Annotated in this window: 22 protein-coding genes; 3 read left to right on the top strand and 19 right to left on the bottom strand. The window is 62.9% G+C overall.

What is annotated here, in order from left to right:
- Nucleotides 1–261: 261 nt before the first annotated feature.
- The 4 genes from T5B8_RS16235 to T5B8_RS16250 form a co-directional block, all read right to left on the bottom strand.
- Nucleotides 262–1,437: an alpha-hydroxy-acid oxidizing protein gene (locus T5B8_RS16235; protein WP_353180424.1), complete on the bottom strand. Its 1,176-nt coding sequence runs from the start codon at nt 1,435–1,437 to the stop codon at nt 262–264.
- A 132-nt stretch (nt 1,438–1,569) separates the two neighbouring features.
- Entirely contained in the window at nt 1,570–2,277 is a 708-nt protein-coding gene (locus T5B8_RS16240; protein WP_353180426.1) for a ZapG family protein, read from the bottom strand.
- Nucleotides 2,278–2,504: 227 nt separating this feature from the next.
- The gene (locus tag T5B8_RS16245) at nt 2,505–2,918 is read right to left on the bottom strand and encodes a CoA-binding protein (protein ID WP_353180428.1); all 414 of its coding nucleotides are present in this window, start codon (nt 2,916–2,918) and stop codon (nt 2,505–2,507) included.
- A 9-nt stretch (nt 2,919–2,927) separates the two neighbouring features.
- A complete protein-coding gene (locus T5B8_RS16250) occupies nt 2,928–3,770 on the bottom strand; it encodes a hypothetical protein (protein WP_353180430.1) in 843 nt (280 codons plus the stop codon).
- Between the two features lie 53 nt (nt 3,771–3,823).
- Between T5B8_RS16250 and T5B8_RS16255 the strand changes: the two genes are divergently transcribed.
- Entirely contained in the window at nt 3,824–4,327 is a 504-nt protein-coding gene (locus T5B8_RS16255) for a hypothetical protein (protein ID WP_502950756.1), read from the top strand.
- 15 nt (nt 4,328–4,342) lie between these two features.
- Here the strand turns inward: T5B8_RS16255 and gpmA are convergent, their stop codons facing one another.
- From gpmA to gorA, 4 genes are all read right to left on the bottom strand, one after another.
- A complete protein-coding gene (gpmA, locus tag T5B8_RS16260) occupies nt 4,343–5,092 on the bottom strand; it encodes a 2,3-diphosphoglycerate-dependent phosphoglycerate mutase (protein WP_353180432.1) in 750 nt (249 codons plus the stop codon).
- Between the two features lie 50 nt (nt 5,093–5,142).
- Nucleotides 5,143–5,523, bottom strand: coding sequence for a 3D domain-containing protein (locus tag T5B8_RS16265; RefSeq protein WP_353180434.1), 381 nt, complete (start codon nt 5,521–5,523; stop codon nt 5,143–5,145).
- A 77-nt stretch (nt 5,524–5,600) separates the two neighbouring features.
- Nucleotides 5,601–6,470 carry an alpha/beta hydrolase gene (locus T5B8_RS16270; protein WP_353180436.1) on the bottom strand — a complete coding sequence of 290 codons (870 nt, stop codon included), beginning with the start codon at nt 6,468–6,470 and terminating at the stop codon, nt 5,601–5,603.
- Between the two features lie 142 nt (nt 6,471–6,612).
- Nucleotides 6,613–7,959, bottom strand: a complete 1,347-nt coding sequence (gene gorA / locus T5B8_RS16275) for a glutathione-disulfide reductase (protein WP_353180438.1) — start codon at nt 7,957–7,959, stop codon at nt 6,613–6,615.
- Between the two features lie 148 nt (nt 7,960–8,107).
- Between gorA and T5B8_RS16280 the strand changes: the two genes are divergently transcribed.
- Nucleotides 8,108–10,177: a M3 family metallopeptidase gene (locus T5B8_RS16280; RefSeq protein ID WP_353180440.1), complete on the top strand. Its 2,070-nt coding sequence runs from the start codon at nt 8,108–8,110 to the stop codon at nt 10,175–10,177.
- A gap of 68 nt (nt 10,178–10,245) precedes the next feature.
- On the opposite strand, the gene T5B8_RS16285 is transcribed toward T5B8_RS16280, so the two are convergent.
- From T5B8_RS16285 to T5B8_RS16330, 10 genes are all read right to left on the bottom strand, one after another.
- On the bottom strand, nt 10,246–10,923 hold the full coding sequence (locus T5B8_RS16285) for a GntR family transcriptional regulator (RefSeq protein WP_353180442.1): 678 nt from the start codon (nt 10,921–10,923) through the stop codon (nt 10,246–10,248).
- A 103-nt stretch (nt 10,924–11,026) separates the two neighbouring features.
- A complete protein-coding gene (locus T5B8_RS16290) occupies nt 11,027–11,770 on the bottom strand; it encodes a carboxymuconolactone decarboxylase family protein (protein WP_353180444.1) in 744 nt (247 codons plus the stop codon).
- Nucleotides 11,767–12,156 carry a cupin domain-containing protein gene (locus T5B8_RS16295; RefSeq protein ID WP_353180445.1) on the bottom strand — a complete coding sequence of 130 codons (390 nt, stop codon included), beginning with the start codon at nt 12,154–12,156 and terminating at the stop codon, nt 11,767–11,769. Before T5B8_RS16295 ends, T5B8_RS16290 begins: the two co-directional genes overlap by 4 nt.
- Nucleotides 12,157–12,176: 20 nt before the next feature.
- The gene (locus T5B8_RS16300) at nt 12,177–13,070 is read right to left on the bottom strand and encodes an NAD(P)-dependent oxidoreductase (protein ID WP_353180446.1); all 894 of its coding nucleotides are present in this window, start codon (nt 13,068–13,070) and stop codon (nt 12,177–12,179) included.
- Nucleotides 13,071–13,105: 35 nt separating this feature from the next.
- The gene (locus T5B8_RS16305; RefSeq protein ID WP_353180448.1) at nt 13,106–14,467 is read right to left on the bottom strand and encodes an MFS transporter; all 1,362 of its coding nucleotides are present in this window, start codon (nt 14,465–14,467) and stop codon (nt 13,106–13,108) included.
- 107 nt (nt 14,468–14,574) lie between these two features.
- Entirely contained in the window at nt 14,575–14,970 is a 396-nt protein-coding gene (locus tag T5B8_RS16310; RefSeq protein WP_353180450.1) for a carboxymuconolactone decarboxylase family protein, read from the bottom strand.
- Between the two features lie 59 nt (nt 14,971–15,029).
- Nucleotides 15,030–16,460: an aldehyde dehydrogenase family protein gene (locus tag T5B8_RS16315; RefSeq protein WP_353180452.1), complete on the bottom strand. Its 1,431-nt coding sequence runs from the start codon at nt 16,458–16,460 to the stop codon at nt 15,030–15,032.
- A gap of 13 nt (nt 16,461–16,473) precedes the next feature.
- On the bottom strand, nt 16,474–17,343 hold the full coding sequence (locus T5B8_RS16320; RefSeq protein ID WP_353180454.1) for an NAD(P)-dependent oxidoreductase: 870 nt from the start codon (nt 17,341–17,343) through the stop codon (nt 16,474–16,476).
- A gap of 5 nt (nt 17,344–17,348) precedes the next feature.
- Complete coding sequence (locus T5B8_RS16325; protein ID WP_353180456.1) at nt 17,349–17,690, bottom strand: NIPSNAP family protein; 342 nt, start codon at nt 17,688–17,690, stop codon at nt 17,349–17,351.
- 25 nt (nt 17,691–17,715) lie between these two features.
- Nucleotides 17,716–18,462: an N-acyl homoserine lactonase family protein gene (locus tag T5B8_RS16330; RefSeq protein WP_353180533.1), complete on the bottom strand. Its 747-nt coding sequence runs from the start codon at nt 18,460–18,462 to the stop codon at nt 17,716–17,718.
- Nucleotides 18,463–18,835: 373 nt separating this feature from the next.
- Here T5B8_RS16330 and xth point away from each other — a divergent pair, with 373 nt between their 5' ends.
- Nucleotides 18,836–19,609, top strand: a complete 774-nt coding sequence (xth, locus tag T5B8_RS16335) for an exodeoxyribonuclease III (protein ID WP_353180458.1) — start codon at nt 18,836–18,838, stop codon at nt 19,607–19,609.
- Nucleotides 19,610–19,764: 155 nt separating this feature from the next.
- Here the strand turns inward: xth and T5B8_RS16340 are convergent, their stop codons facing one another.
- Nucleotides 19,765–21,237, bottom strand: coding sequence for a sodium:solute symporter family transporter (locus T5B8_RS16340; protein WP_353180460.1), 1,473 nt, complete (start codon nt 21,235–21,237; stop codon nt 19,765–19,767).
- Nucleotides 21,238–21,296: the final 59 nt, after the last annotated feature.

Below are 21,296 nucleotides of genomic sequence, written 5' to 3' on the forward strand. Positions count from 1 at the left end.
CTGGTCGCGTATCAGGCGCTGGGTATCAACATACAAGGTTGGATTAGCGAAGCGTAATCCAACATGAGAACACGGCACTAAAGCCGTGTCGCCCCCGCGGCTGCGGCTAGCCTCGAGGCGGTTTCCTGTTGGCTTACGGCCTGCGGCCTAAGCCAACCTACGCGGCTCCGGCCTGGCCCCGAGGCCGGTAGCAGGCGTAGACTGGATTCGCGACGCGTAATCCAACATGGAACACGGCAGGCAAGCCGGGGCACGCCATAATCAATAGCGAATGGGCGCCAGCGCCGCTCGGTTGAGCGCGTCGATACGGTCGTGGCCTGTCAGCGCCAGGGTGAGGTCGATATCGGCCAGCAGGCGGCGTAACACCTCGGCCACGCCCTGCTCGCCGGCACAGGCCAGCCCCCAGGCAAAGGGACGCCCGAGGAGCACCGCATCCGCGCCGAGGGCGACGGCCTTGAGCACGTCCGCGCCACGGCGAATGCCGCTATCGAAGAGCACGCTCATATGATCGCCCACGGCATCGACCACGCCGGCCAGTGCATCGATCGCGGCGATACTGCCGTCGACCTGACGCCCGCCATGGTTGGACACGATCACGCCGTCCATGCCGGCCCGGCGTGCGGCCAGCGCATCTTCCGGGTGCAGCACGCCCTTGAGAATCAGGGGCAGATTGGTCGCCGCGCGCAGCTTGGCCAGATCCGGCCAGCTGCGTTCCGGCGAGGCATAGACCTGCGACCAGTGCTTGACGGTGGCCACCACATCGTCTTCCGGCGCCTTGTCGAGCCCGGCACAGAACACCGGGTCGCTGGTGTAGTTGGCCAGCCCCTTGCCCTGTAGAAACGGCAGATACGCGCCTTCAAGATCGCGCTCGCGCCAGGCCAGCATCTTGGTATCCAGCGTAATCACGATCGCCTCGTAACCAGCCTTCTCGGCACGCTGTACGAGACTGGTCGCCAGATCGTCGTCGTTGGGCCAGTAAAGCTGATACCAGCCAGTGGTATCGCCGAGTTCGCTTTTGACCTGCTCCATCGGATAGGAGGAAACCGTCGACAGAATCATCGGCACGCCGACATCGGCGGCGGCCCGGGCGACCGCCAACTCGGCGTCGGGGTGCAGGATTTCCTGGACGCCGAGCGGCGCGAGCATCAAGGGCGTGTCGTGTGTCTTGCCGAGCACGGTCGTGCTCAGATCACGTTCGCTGACGTCGGTGAGCATGCGCGGCAACAAGGGGTAGCGATCGAAACTGCTGCGGTTCGCCGCCATCGAGGCCTCGCCCGCGCCGCCGGCCACATACCAGTACGCGGCGGGGTCGAGCACCTCGCGGGCGCGGGCCTGAAGGTCTTCATAGCGCAACGGCAACGTGGGCAGTTGGCCCTTGAGTCCGGCGCTGTAGATACCGAACTGATAGTTACCGTAAGGGGTGTTGCTGCGTTCCACCGGCGTACTCCTCGATCATCGTTTTATTTCGTATGCACCGGCGTTCCATACGAAAACAGCCGGCACAGGGCCGGCTGAATCAGAACAGCATTTCGTTTTTCACGCAAGCGTCTGTGCGCCTGCGCTTACCGGTCACTCCAGACCGTAGCGCTTGCCGTCCTTGGCTTTTTCTTCCTTGTTCCAGGGGCGATCGTTGGAAGAATCGCTGTTCATGACGCTATCGCGATTGGGCGCGTCCTTGGCCTTGGCCTTGGCATCTGCGCTGGCCGTGCCCTTTGCCGCGGCATCGGGCTTGTCGGCCACGCCGGCCTTGCTGCTGTCCGCCGGCTTTTTATCGCCGGCCTTGCCCACGGCTGCGCCCGGCTCGGCGGCCTTCGCAGGCTCAGACGATTGGCTATCGGTCGCGGTTTTTTGCGAAGCGGCGGCCGGCTTGGGCTGGGCCTTGGCATCGGACGCTTTCCCGGCACTGCCCTGCTTGGACTGCGCTGCCTGCGTCTTCGCCGACGGCTTGTCGGCCGCGCTGTCGCGGGTGATCGCTTCCGGCGCGGGCGGCGGTGTCACGAGCTTCTCGGGATGCATTTCGGCGAGTTTCTCGGCGCCTTCGGCCATGTGTTGGTACATGTCCCGGTAGTCGTCGACCATGCGCGACATGATCGCCGAGGTCTGCTCGAAATGCTCGCGTACGTCGTTCTTGTAGCTGTCGTGTTTTTCGGTCGCCTCGCGCATGGCGACCGATTTCTTGCCGCCGAAACGGCTGCCCAGGAAATAACCCACGACGAGCGCGACCACGGCGCACACCACGACGATAAGGATAAGGGCGATAGGGCTGAGGTTAGCCATGAAACGGTTTCTCCCGGTACATAAGGATTAATCGTAGTTGCGTCCATACTGTGTCGTCGCGCCGCCCACGGCAAGTCGTGACCATGCAACCTTGGTCGAGGTGCAGCGACAAAACGGCCACGCGGCTCGCGCGTGACCGTTCGCATCAAGCCCGGCGCGCGTATGCTGCGCGCGGGCCGGTGCGGGCTGATCTAAAAGCGCAACGAACGGCTTCGCCGCGCGGCGTATCAGCCCAGCAGGCGGCGGTATTCCTTGAGCATGCAGCGGTCCATGACCACTTCGATGCCGGCATTCACAGCTTTCTGCGCGGCCTCGTGGTGAACCACGCCTTCCTGGAGCCAGAGCGTGCGTACACCGCGTTCGATACAGGCGTCCACGATCTGGGGCACATGCTCGGGCGCGCGGAATACATCCACGACGTCGACCATGCCGGTGACATGGCGGATATCCGGAAAGGCATTCTCGCCGAGCACCTGGGTTTCGTTCGGGTTCACCGGCACGATATCGAAGCCTTCGGCCTGCAACGCCTGGGCCACGCCGAAGGAGGCGCGATCAGGGTTGGAGGACAGCCCGACCACCGCCACGCGGCGGGTCTGGGCCAGGATTTCTCGAATACGACTATCTTCTGTAATTATCGACATGAGACTCGGCTAGGAAGCGGAATTGAAGTTTTCGGTCACGCGGTCGCTCGCGGCGGCCAGTGTATCGATGATTGCGGACTTGAGCGCCTGATTGGTCCAGACCAGTTCCGGCTGGCCCTGCAGGGCTGCATAATCAGCCAGCGTGCTGTCCTCGACGTTTCGATAGACGTACAACAGCATCAACGGTACACGCTGCTCGAGCTTGTTGCCGATGTTCGCACGCGTTTCGGCCACCATCTGTTCGACACGGCTGTTGTCCACCCGATATTCCTCGGCCGAGGCGACATTCCGCGCGCGGATCATGGCTTCGAGCAGGGTGACGTTGAAGTCGGTCTGCAACTCGACGATCTGCATGTGCTTGGCCAGCAGATCGATCTGGCGCAGGCGCTGCTTGCGCTCGTCCGTGGCCGGCTGGTCGACGAATGCCTTGAAGTTCTCGGCGAAGTTCGGATCCCCGGTGGCCGACTCCAGGCTGATCATGCGCGTGGCAAGCGGTGTATGCAGGGCGTCCGCGGCCATGGTCAGCGCGCGCTGCTGATCGTCCTTCGCGGCGGCGTCGCGCAGGCGGTCGAGCACGTCCTGCTGCAGCGTGGCCGGATCGTAGGCCTCGTAGACGGCATCGCGCAGCGTGCTGCGGGTGGCTGCATCGACATCGTCGGGCAGATTCTGATTGAGCGACTGGGTCACCGCCGGTGCGGCCTGCGCGAGCAGGTCCGGCACATCGTAGGCAGCCAGCACGCGGTCGGCCGCGCTTTCCTGAGCGGCCTTGTCGGCCGGGCCGGTGGCGCAACCAGTCAATACGGCCGCAGCCATCATCGCGACAATAAGATAGGATTTCGCTTGCAGTTTCACGTTTCACCTGTGCATTGAGCAATCCGCATATCGTACGACAAAGCCCGGACGTCGTGCCGCAAACAGATGGCGTACTCAGCGTCGAGGCGCTGGGTTTCGACACGCTGGCCGCCTTTTTCGCCGGCCTGGGACTCACGCTTGCGCGCGTTGCTCCCGGTCAGGCGATCCCCGGCAGCTTCTGGGGCGACGAGGAAGCCGGCCTGATCGGCGACACAATCTACGTGCGCGCCGATACGCCCGTGCATTCGGCCATGCACGAGGCAGGCCACTATGTGTGCATGGATCAGACCCGGCGCGCGGGCCTGCACACCAACGCCGGCGGCACCTACGACGAGGAAAACGCCGTGTGCTACTGGCAGATTCTGGCCAGCGAGCACCTCGACGGCATGGACCGCACGCGTATGTGCGCCGACATGGACCGCTGGGGCTATACCTTTCGCCTGGGCAGCGCCGCGGCCTGGTTTGCCGACGACGCCGAAGACGCACACGCCTGGCTGGTGGCCGCAGGCCTCATCGATGCCGAAAGCGGCGCGCTCGTGATCGGCGTACGCCACTGAGCGCGCCGAAGGCGATTACTTCGACTTGGCCTGATCGGCGACCGCTTTCGCCGCGGCCTCGGCCGCCTCGGCATCGCCCAGATAACGCGACTCGATGACATTGAGCTCGTCGTCGAGCGTGTAGAGCTGCGGAATACCCGTGGGAATATTCACACCGGTGATTACGTCGTCGGCGATACCGTCGAGATATTTCACCAGCGCGCGCAGGCTGTTGCCATGGGCGGTGACCAGCACCGTTTCGCCGGCTTTCAGGCGCGGCGCGATCGCATCGTGCCAGTAGGGCAATACGCGATCGAGGGTGAGCGCGAGCGATTCGGTACCCGGCAAGACACGAGCATCCAGATGCCGGTAGCGCGGGTCGTTGCGCGGATGGCCCGGATCGTCGGCTGCCATTTCCGGCGGCGGAATATCGTAGCTGCGCCGCCAGATATGCACCTGTTCCTCGCCATGCTTGGCCGCGGTTTCGGCCTTGTCCAGGCCCTGCAGGCCGCCGTAATGGCGCTCGTTAAGACGCCAGTGGCGAACGACATCGACCCACGGCTGTTCGAGTTCTTCCAGCGCCAGCCACATGGTCTTGATCGCGCGCTGGAGCACGGAGGTGAACACGATATCGAAGCGCAGGCCTTCCTCGGCCAGCAGCCGGCCGGCCGCGCGCGCTTCGGCCCGCCCCTGCTCGGTCAGGTCGACATCGACCCAGCCGGTAAAACGGTTTTCGAGATTCCACTGGCTCTGGCCGTGGCGTAGCAATACGAGCTTGCCGGGCATCGTGTCTCCTTGGGTTTCGATGAACACACCGGCATCACGCCGGCGCACGCTCAGCTATCCGGCTCGGCCCAGCTGATGCGCAGGTCGTGTTGTACCCCGAATTCACGCGCGGCGTCGACATCCTTGCCCATATAGATATCGATCTTGTTGCTCCAGCGGCGGTTCATCTTGTCGCGCACGACATACACACCGGGCATGCCTTCGATCTTCACGCGCGCCCCATGGGTCAGGCCCTGCTTGATGAGATCCCGCGATACGGCAATCGCGCGCATGCCCGGACGCAGTTCGTCGCCCCAGGCAGCAATCGAGGGTTTATTGGCGGTCGTCTGCCAGGCCACCGAATTGTATGCCGTGGCCGAAACGCTGAGTTCCTTCCATTCCACCGAATCTGCAGTGGCGGAAGAAATCGACGCGCACAGCAGTACGAGCACGCATATCGTTGTTGTGACAAAACGACGCATGGGAACGTAAGCGACTAAATTAAGCCGCGCAGGATACACGCCGAAGCTTAACGTGAGCTGTCTGAGGCGACTTTTTTAACGAACGATGCGACGTCGTCGAGCTCACTGCCGGTCATGCGCAATGGCGCTGCAAGCGGTGCGATCAGGCCAATATGACTGGTTTTGGCATAGATGTGCAATTCGGCCGCCCCGCCCGCGGCATTGACCCGAGCCGCCAGATTTCGGCTATTGGCGGGCTCGACCGTGGTATCGGCCGCGCCATGCATGAGCAGCATCGGCGGCTCGCCGCCATCGACGAAGTGGATCGGCTGGCTCTGCGGCCAGGCGTCACGCGGGGCAAAAATCTGCTGGAGCGCCGGGTCGCGAATGGGCAGAAAATCGTAGGGCCCGGCCATACCGACAAAGCCCGCCAGATCCGCACGCGCCATGCCGGCGCCCTGCAGATAGCGCCCATCGGTGGCCAGCATGGCCGCGATATGCGCACCCGCCGAATGCCCGGACACGAACAGATGCGCTGCCTCGCCGCCGTAGTCACGCGCATGTTCATGCGCCCAGGCCACGGCCTTGGCCCCGTCTTCGACGAAGCCCGGAAACGTCGTCGGCGGATACAGCCGATAGTCGGGCAGCACGGCGATGAAACCACGCGAAGCCAGCGCCTGGCCGACAAAGCGGTAGCCGTCCTTGTCGCCGCTCTGCCAGCTGCCGCCATAGAAGAACACCACCACCGGCGCGCCGGCCGCGAGGTCGTCGGGCACATAGACATCGAGTGTCTGACGATCGAGATCACCATAGGCAATATCCGCATGGCGCTCGTAGCCCCAGCGCGGGGTCAGGGCGTTGGCCCAGAATTGCCCGGAGCATGCGGCGAGTAACGAAGACACGACCAAGCCGCTCAAGCCGAGAAGAAATCTATGCACAGTGAGGCCTCTTCATAACGTAGCGAGCGACGGTAGGTTAGCTGGCGCCGGAGCGCAGAAACCGCAATGTATAAGCGCATACATGAGGATTTCGAGCACCACCGACAGCCAAGATACCGAGCGCAGTAGTTATGTAGAGGCCTCACGTCATGGTGACGAACTCTTCCGCACTGGTCGGATGAATCGCCACGGTATCGTCGAAATCCTTCTTGGTCGCGCCCATCTTCACCGCCACCGCGAAGCCCTGCAGCATTTCGTCGGCACCATCGCCGATCACATGCGCGCCGACGATTTTTTCGTCATCGCCCACGCATACGAGCTTCATGTCGCTCGGTATCTTGTGTTCGAGCACGCCGTGATAGAGCGCGACATAGTGGCTGGTATAGATCTTCACCGCCTCGTCGCCGTACTCGGCGCGGGCATCGGCCTCGGACAGGCCGACGCTGCCGATCGGCGGATGGGTAAACACCACGGTCGGGATGTTGTGATAATCGAGCTTGCGATCGGGCTGGCCGCCGAACAGCCGATCCGACAGCCGTCGGCCTGCGGCGATGGCGACCGGCGTGAGTTCGATCGCACCGGTGACATCCCCTAACGCATGCACACCGTCGATCGAGGTGTCCTGCCATTCGTCGACGATGATCGTGCCGTCGGCAGCCAGCGCCACGCCCGCGTTTTCGAGGTCGAGATTATCGGTATTGGGCAGCCGCCCAATCGCCCAGATGAGCTTGTCGACGGTCACCGAATCGCCATCCTCGAAATCGACCTTGATCTGCGGGCCCGCCTCGCTGAGTTCGGCGGTCCTGCGCTTCATCTGCACATCGATACCCGCCTCTTTCATGCGCTCGATGAGCGTTTCACCGAGCATCGCATCGAAATCCTTGAGCACGTGGTCCTTGCGCAGCAGCAGCTTGACGTCGCTGCCAAGCGCATTGAGCACGCCGGCCAGTTCGACGGCGATATAGCCACTGCCCACGATAGCCACGCTCGCCGGGCGTTCGCGCCAGGTAAAGAAGCCGTCCGAATCGGTGCCCAGAGCCGCGCCCGGAATATCCGGCCAGTGCGGCTTGCCGCCGGTCGCGATCACCACGTGATCGGCTTCGAGCTCACGCTCACCGACCGCGATGCGGCGCTCACCGACAAAGCGGGCATCGCCAGCAATGAATTCGACGTCGTCCTTGTCGAGATTGCGCGCATAGATGCCGTTGAGGCGCTTGATATACGTCTCGCGGTTATCCACCAGCTTGGCCCAGTCGTGCTCGGGCACGCCGGTAGCGAAGCCATAGTGCGCCGCGTCACCCGCGTGCTGGGCGAATTCCGCGGCATGCCACATCACCTTCTTGGGCACACAGCCGACATTCACGCAGGTGCCGCCCAGCCGACCGCGCTCGATCAACGCGACTTTCTTGCCGTAGCTGGCCGCGCGGCGCGCGGTGGCCATACCACCACTGCCACCACCGATGACGACCAGGTCGAAATGTTCGCTCATAACTGCTCGCAGACCATATGATGAAGCCCATTGTATTCACCCCGTCCATCGGCGTCGTCGTTCGCTCTTGATCGGGCGCGGGGCAGCCGCACATTCAAGGCTATTCACGACGCCCGCGCGTCGTCTTCGCTTTGTATACGAGATCATCATGACCGATACCCAGAACAACCCACTCGTGACCATGCTCGATGGCGGCCAGCTGCCGGATTTCGATGCCATCAAGCCCGAGCATGCCGAACCGGCCGTCGAGCGGATGATTGCCGATGCCCGGCGTGCGGTGGATCGCGCCATCGCCGAGAGCGTCGAGCCGAGCTGGGATAAGCTCATCGCCCCGCTGGACGCCGCCGAAGACCGTATCGGCCGGGCGTTTTCGCCGGTGTCGCATCTGCATTCGGTCATGGACTCGCCGGCCTGGCGCGAGGCCTACCAGGCCTGCCTGCCCAAACTCACCGCGTTTTCCTCCGAACTGGGCCAGAACACCGAACTGTTCGAAGCCGTCCAGCGTCTGCGCGAATCGGATGAATTCGACCGTCTCGATGCCGCGCAACAGCGCGTGGTTACCGACATGCTGCGCGATTTCCGCCTGGCCGGCGTGGCACTCGATGACGCCAATAAAAAACGCTATGCCGAAATCGCCCAGCGGCTGAGCGAACTGTCGACCACGTTCCAGCAGAACGTGCTCGATGCCACCCAGGCCTGGCGCAAGCACATCACCGATGAAAAGCGCCTGAGCGGCCTGCCCGATTCGGCGCGCTCGCTGCTGGCCCAGAACGCGGCCAACAAGGAACTCGACGGCTGGCTGGTGACGCTGGATGCGCCGAGCTTTATCGCCATCATGACCCATGCCGACGATCGAGAGCTGCGCGCCGAGGTCTACGAAGCGTTTTCCAGTCGTGCCTCCGAGGTCGGCCCCAATGCAGGGGAATTCGACAACAGCGCGATCATCGACGAAATCCTGGCATTGCGGCATGAAGCCGCCGGTCTGCTCGGCTTCGCCAACTATGCCGAGAAATCGCTGGCCACCAAGATGGCGGAAACGCCGGACCAGATCGAAGCCTTCCTGCTCGATCTGGCCGAACGCAGCCGTGCGCCCGCCGAAGCAGAACTGGCCGAACTCAAGTCCCTGGCGGCCGACGACGGCGTCAACGACTTCGCAGCCTGGGATGTGGGCTACTACGGCGAAAAGCTCAAGGAACAGCGCTACGACTACTCTGCGGAAGACCTGCGCCCCTATTTTCAGGCGCCCAAGGTCATCGACGGCCTGTTCAAGGTGGTGGAAAAACTCTACGGCATCCGTATCGCCGCGCTCGAGGGGGTATCCACCTGGCATGAGGACGTCACCGTCTACGAAATTCGCGACGACGCCGACGAGCGCCGCGGCGTGTTCTATCTGGACCCCTATGCCCGCGAAGGCAAGCGCGGCGGCGCCTGGATGGATGGCTTTCAGAGCCGACGCGCGGACGATCAGGGCCTGCAGCTGCCCGTCGCCTTTCTGACCTGCAACTTTTCGCCGCCCATCGGCGGCGAACCGGCGCTGCTCACCCACGACGAGGTGACCACGCTGTTCCATGAATTCGGCCACGGCCTGCATCACATGCTCACGCGTGTGGATTACGGGCCGATCTCCGGCATCGCCGGCGTGGAATGGGATGCCGTCGAACTGCCCAGCCAGTTCATGGAAAACTGGTGCTGGGAACGCGAGTCGCTGGATCTGTTCGCGGCCCACTTCGAGACCGGCGAAGCACTGCCGCAGGCGCTGTTCGACAAGCTCTATGCCTCGCGTAACCACATGGCGGGCTGGCAGATGCTGCGTCAGGTGGAAATTTCGTTGTTCGACCTGCGTCTGCATCGCGACTACGACCCGAACAGCGCAAGCCAGGTCCTGGATACGCTCGCCAAAGTGCGGGCCGAAGTGGCGGTCCTCACCCCGCCGGCGATCAACCGCTTCCCGCACAGCTTCCAGCATATTTTCGCGGGCGGCTATGCGGCCGGCTACTACAGCTACAAATGGGCCGAAGTGCTCTCCGCGGATGCCTTCTCGGCCTTCGAGGAAACCGACCTGTTCGATACCACGACCGGCCAGCGTTTTCTCACCGAAGTGCTCGAACGCGGCGGCACCCGCGATGCGCTGGACAACTTCGTGGCCTTTCGCGGGCGCGAACCGTCGATCGATGCGCTACTGCGCCACAGCGGGCTCGACGCGCCCACTGCCGCTTAATCAATTTACGCTCTCGACGCCCGTTCGCCGAGTCGGTTCAGCGCCCGTATTCTGGAGCTGCAGCAGGTTCATTGCTGACGGTCTCGTTCCCCCAACATGGTTAAAGCAACTTGATACGCGTTCGCCACATGCCTAGCCGCCAGCGTTTGTGCCTTGTCCGCATCGCGCACCTCGAACGCACCGGCCAGCTCGTCGATCTCGGCCAGGCTGTGCGGCAATCGCTCGGGATGCATGAGCGACGTGGCGCGCAATAGGTTGATGCGCGAAAAAAGGCTATGCAGCACTTCGCTCAACAGGCTGTTGCCGCAATTGACCAGCATGATGTCGTAGAGCCGCCCCTTCGCACTCAACACCTTGTCGGTATTGCCAGCCTCGGCCGCCGTCCGTAGGCTCTTGGCGGTCTTGCGAAACTGGGCGACCGCGCTGTCGCTGGCGTGCAGCGCGAACTCGCGCGCGGCAAAGCCTTCGAGCAGCCCGCGCATCTCGTAGAGCTCTCGCGCTTCCTCGGGTGTCACCACAGCGACCATCGGCCCTTTGTGCGGCACGATCTTGACCAGTTTCTCGGCCTCGAGCTTGCGCAGGGCTTCGCGCAGCGACGTGCGGCTCACGCCCAGCCCTTCGCAGAGCTCGCGCTCGATCAGACGTTCGCCCGGGGCATATTTGCCCGAGGTGATCGCCTGACGCACGGCGTCTTCAACCTGTCTGCGAAGCGTATCGGCACGAACGGCGCTGATTTTCGAGGGCATCCCTTCACTCTGTCTGACAATAAGACGGCGAGGGTTCTATCATTCGGCCCCCGGTCGAGCAAATCAAGCGGGCGCAACCCTAGGTGTGATTGGCGCTCCGCGCTTATCGCCGCTTCAGTTCGTCGCGCACGATCGGCGCCGCCGACTCCGGGCCGTGCATGCCGATCACGCTGACGATCTCCAGCACCTCCATGATCTCCTCGGCGGTCGCGCCATAGCCGATGGCGTTTTTCATGTGCATGCGCAATCCGGGCACATAGAGATGCGTGGCCGCCGCGTCGAAGGCGCAGTAGACGAACTCCTTGATCTTGGGCGCGAGGACGCCGTTCCGCCAGGGATACGCAGAAAAATCCAGATATGCTTCGAACAAATCGGGGTCGAGCTCCAGCAGGCCGTCCCAGAAGCTGTGCCAATAGCCGCGCGCCTGGGTAAACTCGGCCTTGAGCTTTTCCTGACGTTCGTCGAGCGCCGCCGCGCCTTGCCGATGGCCGGTTTCCTCGAGCACTTCGAGCAGCAGCGGCACGCCGATGTTGCAGGCGTGAATGCCGAGGGTGGCGGTCAGCTCAAGCACCTCCACGATCTCTTCCTGACTCGCGCCGGCAGCAAGCGCGTTGCGCACATGGCGACGCATACCGGGCGTGTAGAGATGCGTCGCGGCCGCCGAGGCCGACAGACCGATCAGCGCCCGCACCTTGTCGCCGAGATGATTCTTGCGAGCCGGTAATGCCGCCATCCGATGCCAGGCTTGCATGAAGCCCGCATCCAGCTCGGCGAACGCCTGCTGGGACTCGTCCCAGTAGCCCAGCGTTTCCTCGACTTCGGCCTTGAGCTGCGCTTGGCTTGTCATGCCCCGGCCCCCGGATACTGCGCGTCGGTCACCGCGTCTTCCCAGCTCGTCTTGCCCAGCGAGATGGCGGTGTGCATGAGATAGCTGTCGGCCGCGGCGCCATGCCAGTGCCGCTCGTCCGCCGGAATCCAGACGACGTCGCCCGCCCGAATGGCCTGCGGTGATTCGCCGTCGGTACAAATCCAGCCCTTGCCGGACTGCACCTGCAGAATCTGACCGCGCTCATGGGTATGCCAGTGGGTACGCGCCGCGGGCGTGAAAAACACGTTGTTGATCGTCACGCCGTCGGTGGACGGCATGACCGGGTCGGCCCACACCTGGCCGGTGAACGTCGGACCGCGACTTTCGGATTGCGCGTTGTCGTTGCGCCCGTGAAAGATTTGCATAGGAAGTCTCCTTTGTCTTTTCAGGATTCGTACAGGCGAATGCCGCCGGCGATATCGCCGATCGCATCCACGACGCGGTTGCTGATGACGTCGCCGTAGCCGAGCGCGGTGGCCAGGCCGAAGCTGGCCATCGGCCCGGAGATATTCATCGACGACACCCCCAGCTCGTGCACAAGATCGCCGTACAGCACCACGTCCTTGGTCATGAGCTTCGATGTCAGCCCGCCTTCCAGGTAGTCGCCGTCGACGATTTTCGGAAACCGGTTGAGGGTCGCGAAATTGACGCCGCTGGAAGAGTTGAGCACCTCCAGCAGCTTGTGCAGATCGAGCCCGGCTTTCTTGCCGGCGACCATGACTTCCGACGTCGCCGCCAGGCTCACCGCGTTCAGAAAGTTGTTCAGCAGCTTGGTGGTATGCCCGGCGCCGCTGTCGCCCATGACGACGACCGACTTGGCGATCGGCTCCCAGACCCATCCGAGCCGCTCGATCGCGGCCGGATCGCCGCCAACCATGAGCGTCAGCGCGCCGCGCTCGGCGGCCGCCGCGCCGCCGGACACCCCGGCATCCACGTAGGCCATGTCCTTTTCGGCCAAGCGCGCGGCCAGGCGCTTGGTCGAGCTCGCCGAGGCCGTGCTCAGATCGACGACGATCTGCCCGCTGCGGCCGGCGTCGAGCACGCCGTCGCTACCTTCGACCACTTTTTCCACGATATGGCTATCGGGCAGCGACATCAGCACGATGTCGGCCGCCCCCACCACCTCGGCGATCGAAGGTGCCGGGGTGACGCCGATACGCTGCGCGGCCTTATCGTCGGCGTCGTAGCCGACGACCTCGATGCCGGCGTCGAGCAGGCATCGGGCCATGCGCCCGCCCATGTTGCCGAGGCCGATGAAGCCGATACGTTGATCACTCATGACGGTATTCCTTGTTGATGCGCCCGCGACGGACGTTACTCATGGGACTCGAAATCGACGTGCTTGGTCTCCGGGCCCATCAAGGCGCCGATCGCGCCGATGAGACCGCCGATCGTCAGCAATACGGACGGCGTCCAGGAAAACGGCATGAACTCGCCCAGCCAGCCCATGTACACCGCGTAGAACGAAGGCAGCACCACCGACAGGCTGAAACCGATGCCGAAGCCGGTGGCCCGCACGTCCGTCACGAAGCGCTCATTGATATACGTCACGATCACGCCCCAGGGCGCGGTGACCAACACTGCCAGCAGGCAGACCAGCGCCACCTGCGGCGCGAACGCCATACCCGGCGCATGACCGATCCAGTACAGCAAGGCGGCGCCCACCGTGGCGATCAGCAGCCCGTTGATGACGAAGAACCGGCGGCGGCCGATCTTCTGGCCCAGCAGTCCGGCGCCGATATAGCTAAAGAAAAGCACCGTATAGGTGATCATCAAGGTGGTGGTGAGCTGGAAGCCGTCGAGATGCAGGGTCTGCACCAGCAGTCCCGTCGGCAGAAAGATCGTGATGATGTTCTGGGTCAGCCAGAACCCGGTCATCAGAACCAGTACCTGCAGCAGGTTGCGGCCGCTGCGGCCTTTCAAGAGGCTGGACAACGGCAGCTTTTCAGGCTTTTGCTCGATTTCCCCCTCCTTTTGCTTCCAGACGTCCGATTCGGAGACATAGCGCATGTAATACAGCGCCAGCAGCCCGGCCAGGGCGCCGCCGACGACGAATGGAATACGCCAGCCAATCGTGGCGTACGGCGAATCGATGCCGTCCAGCGGGAATAGAAAGAACATCAGCATCGAGATCAGATTGATCGATACATAGGCGGCCGGGAAGCCGGCCAGAATCAACCCGCCGACGAAGCCGCGCTGCTCTTTGCGCGAGAACTCGATCGCCAACGGCATGGCGCCGGTATAGCCGCCGCCGAGAAAGATGCCGTCGACAAATCGCAGCACTACCAGCAGAACGTACGAGCCCAGACCCAACACCTCATAGCTCGGCACGCAGGCGATGAGCAGCGTGACGACGCCGAATCCGGAAACCGAATAGATCGAGGCGGCGCGCCGTCCGATCTTGTCGGCCACCATGCCGAACAGCAGGGCGCCGATCGGACGCCCGAGCAGGGTGGTGATGAACACAAAAGAGGCCAGCACGGTCTCGGCCGCCACCGACAGATTTGGCGGCTGAAAGACGAACATGACCGGCGCCAAGACGATGACCGGCAGATAAATATCGAACATGTCGATATATTCGGAAAAAAATGCACCTTTTATAGCACTTTTTCTTTTTTCTCCTTGATCTGTATACGCATCCGATGCGCGACCCGCGGCGGGCGTGGTTATCGCCATGGCTTTTCTCCTCGCTATTTCTTTGTAATTTCTTAACCTACGCGCCAGGAATGGCGTGAGGCTCGAACGTCAAGTCAATGACCAGACACCGGCCCCTTTTGCTTTTTTCAGGCGTGCTCCTCACACCACTCGGCAATCGCATGGCTGGCGGTACGAAACGCCGCCAGCGCCGCCGGCGCGCCGCAATAGACCAGCGTCTGCATCAGCACCGCCTGGATCTCGTCGCGGGTCACCCCGTTGTTGAGCGCTCCCTTGACGTGGACCGCGAGCTCGTGGTGCTGGCCCATGGCGCTGAGCATCGCCAGATTGAGCAGGCTGCGGGTACGGTGATCGAGCGTGTCGTCGCCCCACACCTCGCCCCAGCAGTATTCGGTGACCAGCTTTTGCACCGGGCGATTGAAATCATCCGCGCGTTTCCAGGAATTTTCGACGTGGGTCGCGCCGAGCACCTTTTTCCGGTTCTCGAAACCTTTCTCGAACATCTCGCTGTCGCGGTCTTGCATGAAGTCTCTCCAGAACGGACTTAAATTGTATTAATGTATTAATACTAGTCGAAAATTTTTTAGCCGCTGCCGTAGCCGATCATGGCCTTGGTTTCGAGGTATTCGTACAAACCGGCCTCGCCCCACTCGCGGCCGTTGCCGGAATGCCGATAACCGCCGAACGGCGCCTTGAAATCAGCCGGCGGATAATTGATATGCACCTGACCGCCGTTGAGTCGGCGCGCCATGTGACGTGCGCGCTCGATGTCCGTGCTCTGGACATAAGCCGCCAGGCCATAGGCGGTGCCGTTGGCGATCGCGACGGCTTCGTCTTCGCTGTCGTAGCCGATGATCGACAGCACCGGGCCGAAGATTTCCTCCCGGGCTATCGTCATGTCGGGCGTGACATCGGCAAACACGGTGGGCCTTACGAAATAACCGCGCTCGAGGCCTTGCGGGCGACCCGGCCCGCCGGCGACCAGCCGCGCGCCTTCGTCAATGCCCTGTCGGATCAACTGCTGCACGCGCGCGTATTGCGCGCCATTGACCAGCGGGCCGATCTGGGTCGCCGGGTCGTCCGTGGCGCCGACGACATAGCCCGCGGCGGCCGCGGCCGCCAGATCCGCGATTTCGCCCATCCACTCGCGCGGCACGAGCAAGCGCGTCGGGATCGAGCAGGACTGCCCGGCATTGGTGAAGCAGGCGGCCACCGCCCGCTCCACCGCCGGTGCCAGCTCGACATCGTCGAGAAACACGTTGGCCGATTTGCCGCCGAGCTCCTGCGCCACGCGCTTGACGGTATCGGCGGCGGTGCGGGCGACTTCGATACCCGCACGGGTCGAACCGGTGAACGACACCATGTCGATATCGGGATGGGCCGTGATGCGCGCACCCACGTTGGGCCCGTCGCCGTTGACCAGATTGAACACGCCGGTCGGCACGCCGGCCTCGTCGAGCACCTCGGCGAACATCAGCGCGCTGATCGCGGAAAATTCGCTAGGCTTGAGCACTACGGTGCAGCCGGCGGCCAAGGCCGGCGCCACCTTCACCACCACCTGGTTGATCGGCCAGTTCCAGGGGGTGATCAGGCCGCAGACCCCGATGGGCTCGTAGCGCAACCGCGTCGTACCGCAATCCTGCTCGAAGGCAAAGTGTTCGAGCACCTCGATCAACGGCTCAAGATGCGCGGGCCCGCGGGCGGCCTGCCCGTTCTTGGCAAAGGTGATGGGCGAGCCCATCTCGCGGCGCATCGCCTCGGCGAACTCGTCATAGCGTGCCCGATACAGCGACAGAATCCGCCGCAGCAACGCAACACGCTCGGCGGCCGCTGTCGCCGCAAAATCAGGAAACGCAGCGCGCGCGGCCGCCACGGCCTTGTCAACGTCGGCGCCATTGCCCATGGCGAGCGTGCCCATGGGCTGCTCGGTGACCGGGTCGATCAAGGACAAATCGCGCGGCGCGCTCGGCGCGACCCAGGCGCCGTCGATATAGAACTTCGACAAGTCCGGCATGGGGCAGGCCCTTTTAGTCGTTCTCGTTCAAGAAGCGGTACATTTCGGTGTGGTCGGCGCTCGGTTCGACGCGCTCGGCCACGGCATGCCACGTCTGGATACAGTGGCGACCGAAGCTCAGCGGGTGATCGACCGACTCGGCCAGCGACGCGGCGATGCCCAGATCCTTGTCCATCAGCCGCAGCGAGAAACCTGAGGCAAAGCTGTCGTTGAGCATGAACTGCTTGACTTTGTTCTCGGAGGTATTGGTGCGCCCGGTCGAGGCGTTGAGCACGTCCGTCATCACCGACGGATCGATGCCGAACCGCCGGCCGACGCCGAGCGCTTCCGCCGTGGCCATCAGCCCGGCCGCCGACACGAAATTATTCAGCGCCTTGGCCGCGTGGCCGGCGCCGGCATCGCCGATGTGCAGAATCGACCGCCCCATGGCGTCCAGCACCGGCCGACAAGCCTGCAGCGCCTGCGCCTGGCCGCCGACCAGAATGGATAGCGCGCCTTCGGTCGCGCGTTTGACGCCGCCGGAGACCGGGGCATCGAGATAAATCAGACCGGCGTCGTGCAAGCGACGCCCCAGCTCGCGCGAACGCACCGGTTCGGACGAGCTCATATCGATCACCGTCGCGCCGCGCGCCAGCCGATCGGCCCAGCCCTGCGACAGCAACACCTCTTCCACGATGTCCGAATTCGGCAACATCGTGATCAACACATCCAGCGTGCCGGCATTGGCGGGCGTCAACCGGGTCAAGCCCTCCCGACACAGCGCCTCGGTGCGCGCGTCGTCGGCATCCAGCACGGCCACCTGAAAGCCGGCACGGGCCAGCGCCTGGCTCATCGGACGGCCCATCATGCCCAGGCCGATAAAACCTATCGTTTGCTTGCTCATCGAGATCACCCGGAAATTGGATAGCGCAGCGCCGAGAAATCGGTCGGCGCCAGAAAACTGTTTTCGATACGCGCGACGATCGGCTCGTGCCTTTCGGTCTCGTTGCGCTTGGCGATCCAGTCCTCATCGCTCTGGAACGCGCTCCAACGGGCTTCGCGCTGCGCCATGCTGTCCCACTTGAGCATGTAGGTCAGCGCGTGGTTGTCCTGGCCGACGACGGTGGTCCAGAAGCCGATCTGCTCGATGCCGTATTTTTCGAAAAAACCCAGCGTCGTGTCGCGAAAGCGAGCCAGCAGCGCCGGCAGGCGGGTGGGGGCGCAATAGTAGACGCGCATTTCTACGATCATGGGGTATTGCCTCTCGAGAGAATGGTCAGTCTGTAATCGGCGGCAGATCAACACGCGCGATCCAGCCTTCGGTGTCGTCGGCTGCGGCGGGATAAATCCGCAACACGCGCGGGTCGTGGCCCGGCACGATGTGATCTTCGCTGTCGGCGAGCCGGCGCACGGTGTCGTAGCCGGCCATCATGTCGCCGATGTTGAATACGACGGGGTAGGCTAGTTCGCGTTCGAGGTTGGCGTAGTAGTGCGCGGCGTCCGAGGCGAGCACCAGCCAGCCCCGCTGGGTGAACACGCGCAGCACCTGCAAGCCGTCCGAATGGCCGCCGACGCAGTGCAGCGTGATACCGGGGGCGAGCTGATCCACGGGCTCGTGAAACCGCACGCGACCGGCGTAGAGCCGGTCGATCATGGCCTTGACGTCTTCGACCGCGAACGGATGCCGCACCGCCTCGTGGCACATGCAACGCCCCGTACAGAACGCCATCTCGCGGTCCTGCACATGAAACCGCGCGTGGGGAAATAAATCGTGATTGCCGGCGTGGTCGTAATGCATGTGGGTAATGACGACGTCGGGCACGGCATCGGGGTCGATACCGATTTTCGCCAGCCCTTGCGCCACCGGATGCACGATCTCGCGACCGCGCTTGGCGGCCATCGCCTCGTCGAAGCCGGTGTCGACCACGATCACCCGATCGCGGCCGACGATGGCCCACACGAAATAGTCCATCGGCATGGGCCCGTCATGGATATCGCCGCCGATGAAGTTATCGCGGGCCATGCGTTCGTGCTGGGCATATTTAATCGCGTAGACGCGATAGGTTTCCGTGGTCAAAGCGTTTCCTCCGATCTCCAGCACGACTCACCAGTGTTTGGCCGCTGCCGATCACTACCTGCGATGGTCGCCAAATTAAAATATTGTCATACAATACTTCAATACGACGAACGTCTTACGCTGCGACGACTCAAGCGTGACGCAGCCAGCGCCGACCGTAATACCGTCTCCGACCCTCATTGCACCCGAGACATGTCGGGCGGCTACAATGATGCTTTAACCCAACCTGTCGCCGCCGGTCGCGCACGTCTTTTCAGACGACGCGCCGTTCCCGGCACACCCGGCGGGCGCCCCCCTAAACCGTCTTGGATTCGGACTCATGCGGATTGCGACCTGGAACGTGAACTCGCTCAACGTGCGCCTGGAACATGTGCTGGCCTGGCTGGAGAAGAACCCGGTCGATGCGCTCGCATTGCAGGAAACCAAGCTCACCGACGACAAGTTTCCGCAGGATGCGATCCTGGAGGCCGGCTACCAAACCGTATTCACCGGCCAGAAAACCTACAACGGCGTGGCCCTGCTCACGAAAACGCCGGCCGAGCACGTCGCCTATGCGCTGCCCGGCTTCGAGGATGACCACAAGCGCGTAATCGCGGCCACCGTAAACGGCGTGCGTGTCATCGGTGTGTATTGCCCCAATGGCCAGGCCCTGGATTCACCCAAGTTCGAATACAAACTGGCCTGGTTCGAAGCACTGGCCAGCTGGCTGAAAAACGAACTGGCGTCACACGACAAGCTGGTGCTCACCGGCGATTTCAATATCGCCCCACGTCCGGAAGACACCTACGATCCCGACAAATGGGAAGGCCGTATCCTGTGTTCACCGCCCGAGCGCGCCGCCCTGCAGACCCTGCTCGATAACGGGCTTGCCGACTGCTGGCGGCTGTTCGACGAACGCGAAGGTCGCCATCGTTTTACCTGGTGGGATTACCGCAACGGCGGCTGGGCACGTAATGCCGGGCTGCGTATCGATCACGTGCTGGCCACCCCGGCGCTGGTCGGGGTCTGCCGCGAGTGCAAGGCGCACGTGGGCGAGCGCGGCCGCAAGCGCCCCTCCGATCATGTGCCGGTGGTCGCCGAGTTCGAGCTATAAGATCGGCGTTAGCGCTTGCTGCCCGCCTACGGGCAGCAAGCAAACACCTGACCGGCTCAGTCGCGGTACCACAGGGCCAGACCGAGCCCGCAGACCGCCAACGCCCCGATGGTTCCATAGAGCCAGATAGTCATCATTTCGTTGACCCACATGCTTCAGCCCTCCTGTGTGGTGAGATGGTGACGGGTGGCGATGCCGACCACGAGCATGACCGTCAGACCGATCAGTACGCCGACCGAGCCGGCGGCCATGGTGCTCTTGATCGCATCCGTGAACATAATGGCCAGATAGGCGACCAGACCGGCGACCAGGGAATACGAGGCGGCAGCCCGCGTGGCCAAGGCCGGGAAGAACAGGCTGGCCAGCAACGGCCCGAGCGTGCCCGAGGCCACCCCGGAAATACCCACCCAAATGAACATGCCGATCGACTCGGGGGGATTGAACACGATCAAAGACGCGACCACGCCGACTACGATGACCGAAATACGCGACAGCAGCAGCGCCGAGCGTTCCGCTTCGGCCGGCGATTTCTTTATATAGCCACGTCGTACAAGAACCTTCAGGTAGATATCGTTGGCCACGATCGTGGACATCACCACGAAAATCCCGTCGGTGGTGGACATAGCCGCGGCGATGATGACCAGGCCGAGAAACGCCGATACGATCGGCGGGAAGGCGACGGTCACGTACTGGAGCAAACTGGTATCCAGGTTGTCGACGTCAATGGTCACCGCGGCATACAACCCCCCGAATATGACCAGCAGGAAGCCAAGCGCCGCCACGATATAGACGATAATCATGCGGCGCATATCTTTCGGGTCCTTGAGCGCCAGCACCTTGTTGAACAGCTGCGGCTGGGCGGCGAACGCAAACTGGATGATGAAAGCGCCCACGATGGCCGGCACCGAATAGAACACGATCGAATCGGGATTGGTCACGGCCACCAGATTGGGGTCGCGCGCTTCCAGCGTCTGCGATATTTCGGTCAGCGCGGCGGTGAGGCCGCCGTCGAACATCCAGAACACGGAGACGAACACCAGCACCCCCATGATCACCATCAGCAGGGCCTGGGCCGCATCGGTATAGATATCGGCATAGGAACCGCCACCGAACACATAGGCCACCACGATGACGGCGATGAAAACGACGCCGACGTCGTAAGGCAACCCGAGCAGGGTGTTGAAGATCCAGGCCCCTGCAGCAAACTGTGCGGCGATATAGAAAATGTTGAAAAGACAGATCAACGCGGCGCCGACCCGCACGAAGTCGCTGTTATAGCGATCGCCCAGCCAATCGGGCAGCGACAATGACTTCTGACTGATATTCATTGCCCGTGCGCGCTTGGCAATGACGATCAAGCCCAGCGGCGAGGCCGCGATCAGGGTCAGGAATATCCAAAGCGATGAAAAGCCCCATTCGTAGGCCCAGCCGGTATAGCCAACGAAAGTCGAGGCGCTGAAAAAAGTCGCGGCATAGGCCAGACCCAGCACGACCGGCCCCAGCGACGCCCCGGCGATGGAAAAGTCGGCGATGGTGGCGGTTTTCTTGGAGCCGATATAGCCGAGCACGGCAATCAGCGCCAAAAATATCACCAGGCCGATCCATATCATTATTCGCGTGTCGTTCACGTTGACTCCCCCAATTTCAGTGATTATTAATCCGGCACGAAAACAGCTGGCTTCGTCAG

The organism is Salinisphaera sp. T5B8, assembly GCF_040361255.1.
GTDB lineage: Bacteria > Pseudomonadota > Gammaproteobacteria > Nevskiales > Salinisphaeraceae > Salinisphaera.

Excerpts from the sequence above, each read along its gene's own strand:
- T5B8_RS16320 (WP_353180454.1), bottom strand. The coding sequence starts at position 17,343 with ATGAGCAAGCAAACGATAGGTTTTATCGGCCTGGGCATGATGGGCCGT.
- T5B8_RS16315 (WP_353180452.1), bottom strand. The coding sequence starts at position 16,460 with ATGCCGGACTTGTCGAAGTTCTATATCGACGGCGCCTGGGTCGCGCCG.
- T5B8_RS16300 (WP_353180446.1), bottom strand. The coding sequence starts at position 13,070 with ATGAGTGATCAACGTATCGGCTTCATCGGCCTCGGCAACATGGGCGGG.
- T5B8_RS16305 (WP_353180448.1), bottom strand. The coding sequence starts at position 14,467 with ATGGCGATAACCACGCCCGCCGCGGGTCGCGCATCGGATGCGTATACA.
- T5B8_RS16330 (WP_353180533.1), bottom strand. The coding sequence starts at position 18,462 with ATGGCCCGCGATAACTTCATCGGCGGCGATATCCATGACGGGCCCATG.
- xth (WP_353180458.1), top strand. The coding sequence starts at position 18,836 with ATGCGGATTGCGACCTGGAACGTGAACTCGCTCAACGTGCGCCTGGAA.
- T5B8_RS16310 (WP_353180450.1), bottom strand. The coding sequence starts at position 14,970 with ATGCAAGACCGCGACAGCGAGATGTTCGAGAAAGGTTTCGAGAACCGG.
- T5B8_RS16240 (WP_353180426.1), bottom strand. The coding sequence starts at position 2,277 with ATGGCTAACCTCAGCCCTATCGCCCTTATCCTTATCGTCGTGGTGTGC.
- T5B8_RS16285 (WP_353180442.1), bottom strand. The coding sequence starts at position 10,923 with ATGCCCTCGAAAATCAGCGCCGTTCGTGCCGATACGCTTCGCAGACAG.
- T5B8_RS16280 (WP_353180440.1), top strand. The coding sequence starts at position 8,108 with ATGACCGATACCCAGAACAACCCACTCGTGACCATGCTCGATGGCGGC.
- T5B8_RS16295 (WP_353180445.1), bottom strand. The coding sequence starts at position 12,156 with ATGCAAATCTTTCACGGGCGCAACGACAACGCGCAATCCGAAAGTCGC.
- T5B8_RS16325 (WP_353180456.1), bottom strand. The coding sequence starts at position 17,690 with ATGATCGTAGAAATGCGCGTCTACTATTGCGCCCCCACCCGCCTGCCG.
- gpmA (WP_353180432.1), bottom strand. The coding sequence starts at position 5,092 with ATGCCCGGCAAGCTCGTATTGCTACGCCACGGCCAGAGCCAGTGGAAT.
- T5B8_RS16290 (WP_353180444.1), bottom strand. The coding sequence starts at position 11,770 with ATGACAAGCCAAGCGCAGCTCAAGGCCGAAGTCGAGGAAACGCTGGGC.
- T5B8_RS16245 (WP_353180428.1), bottom strand. The coding sequence starts at position 2,918 with ATGTCGATAATTACAGAAGATAGTCGTATTCGAGAAATCCTGGCCCAG.
- gorA (WP_353180438.1), bottom strand. The coding sequence starts at position 7,959 with ATGAGCGAACATTTCGACCTGGTCGTCATCGGTGGTGGCAGTGGTGGT.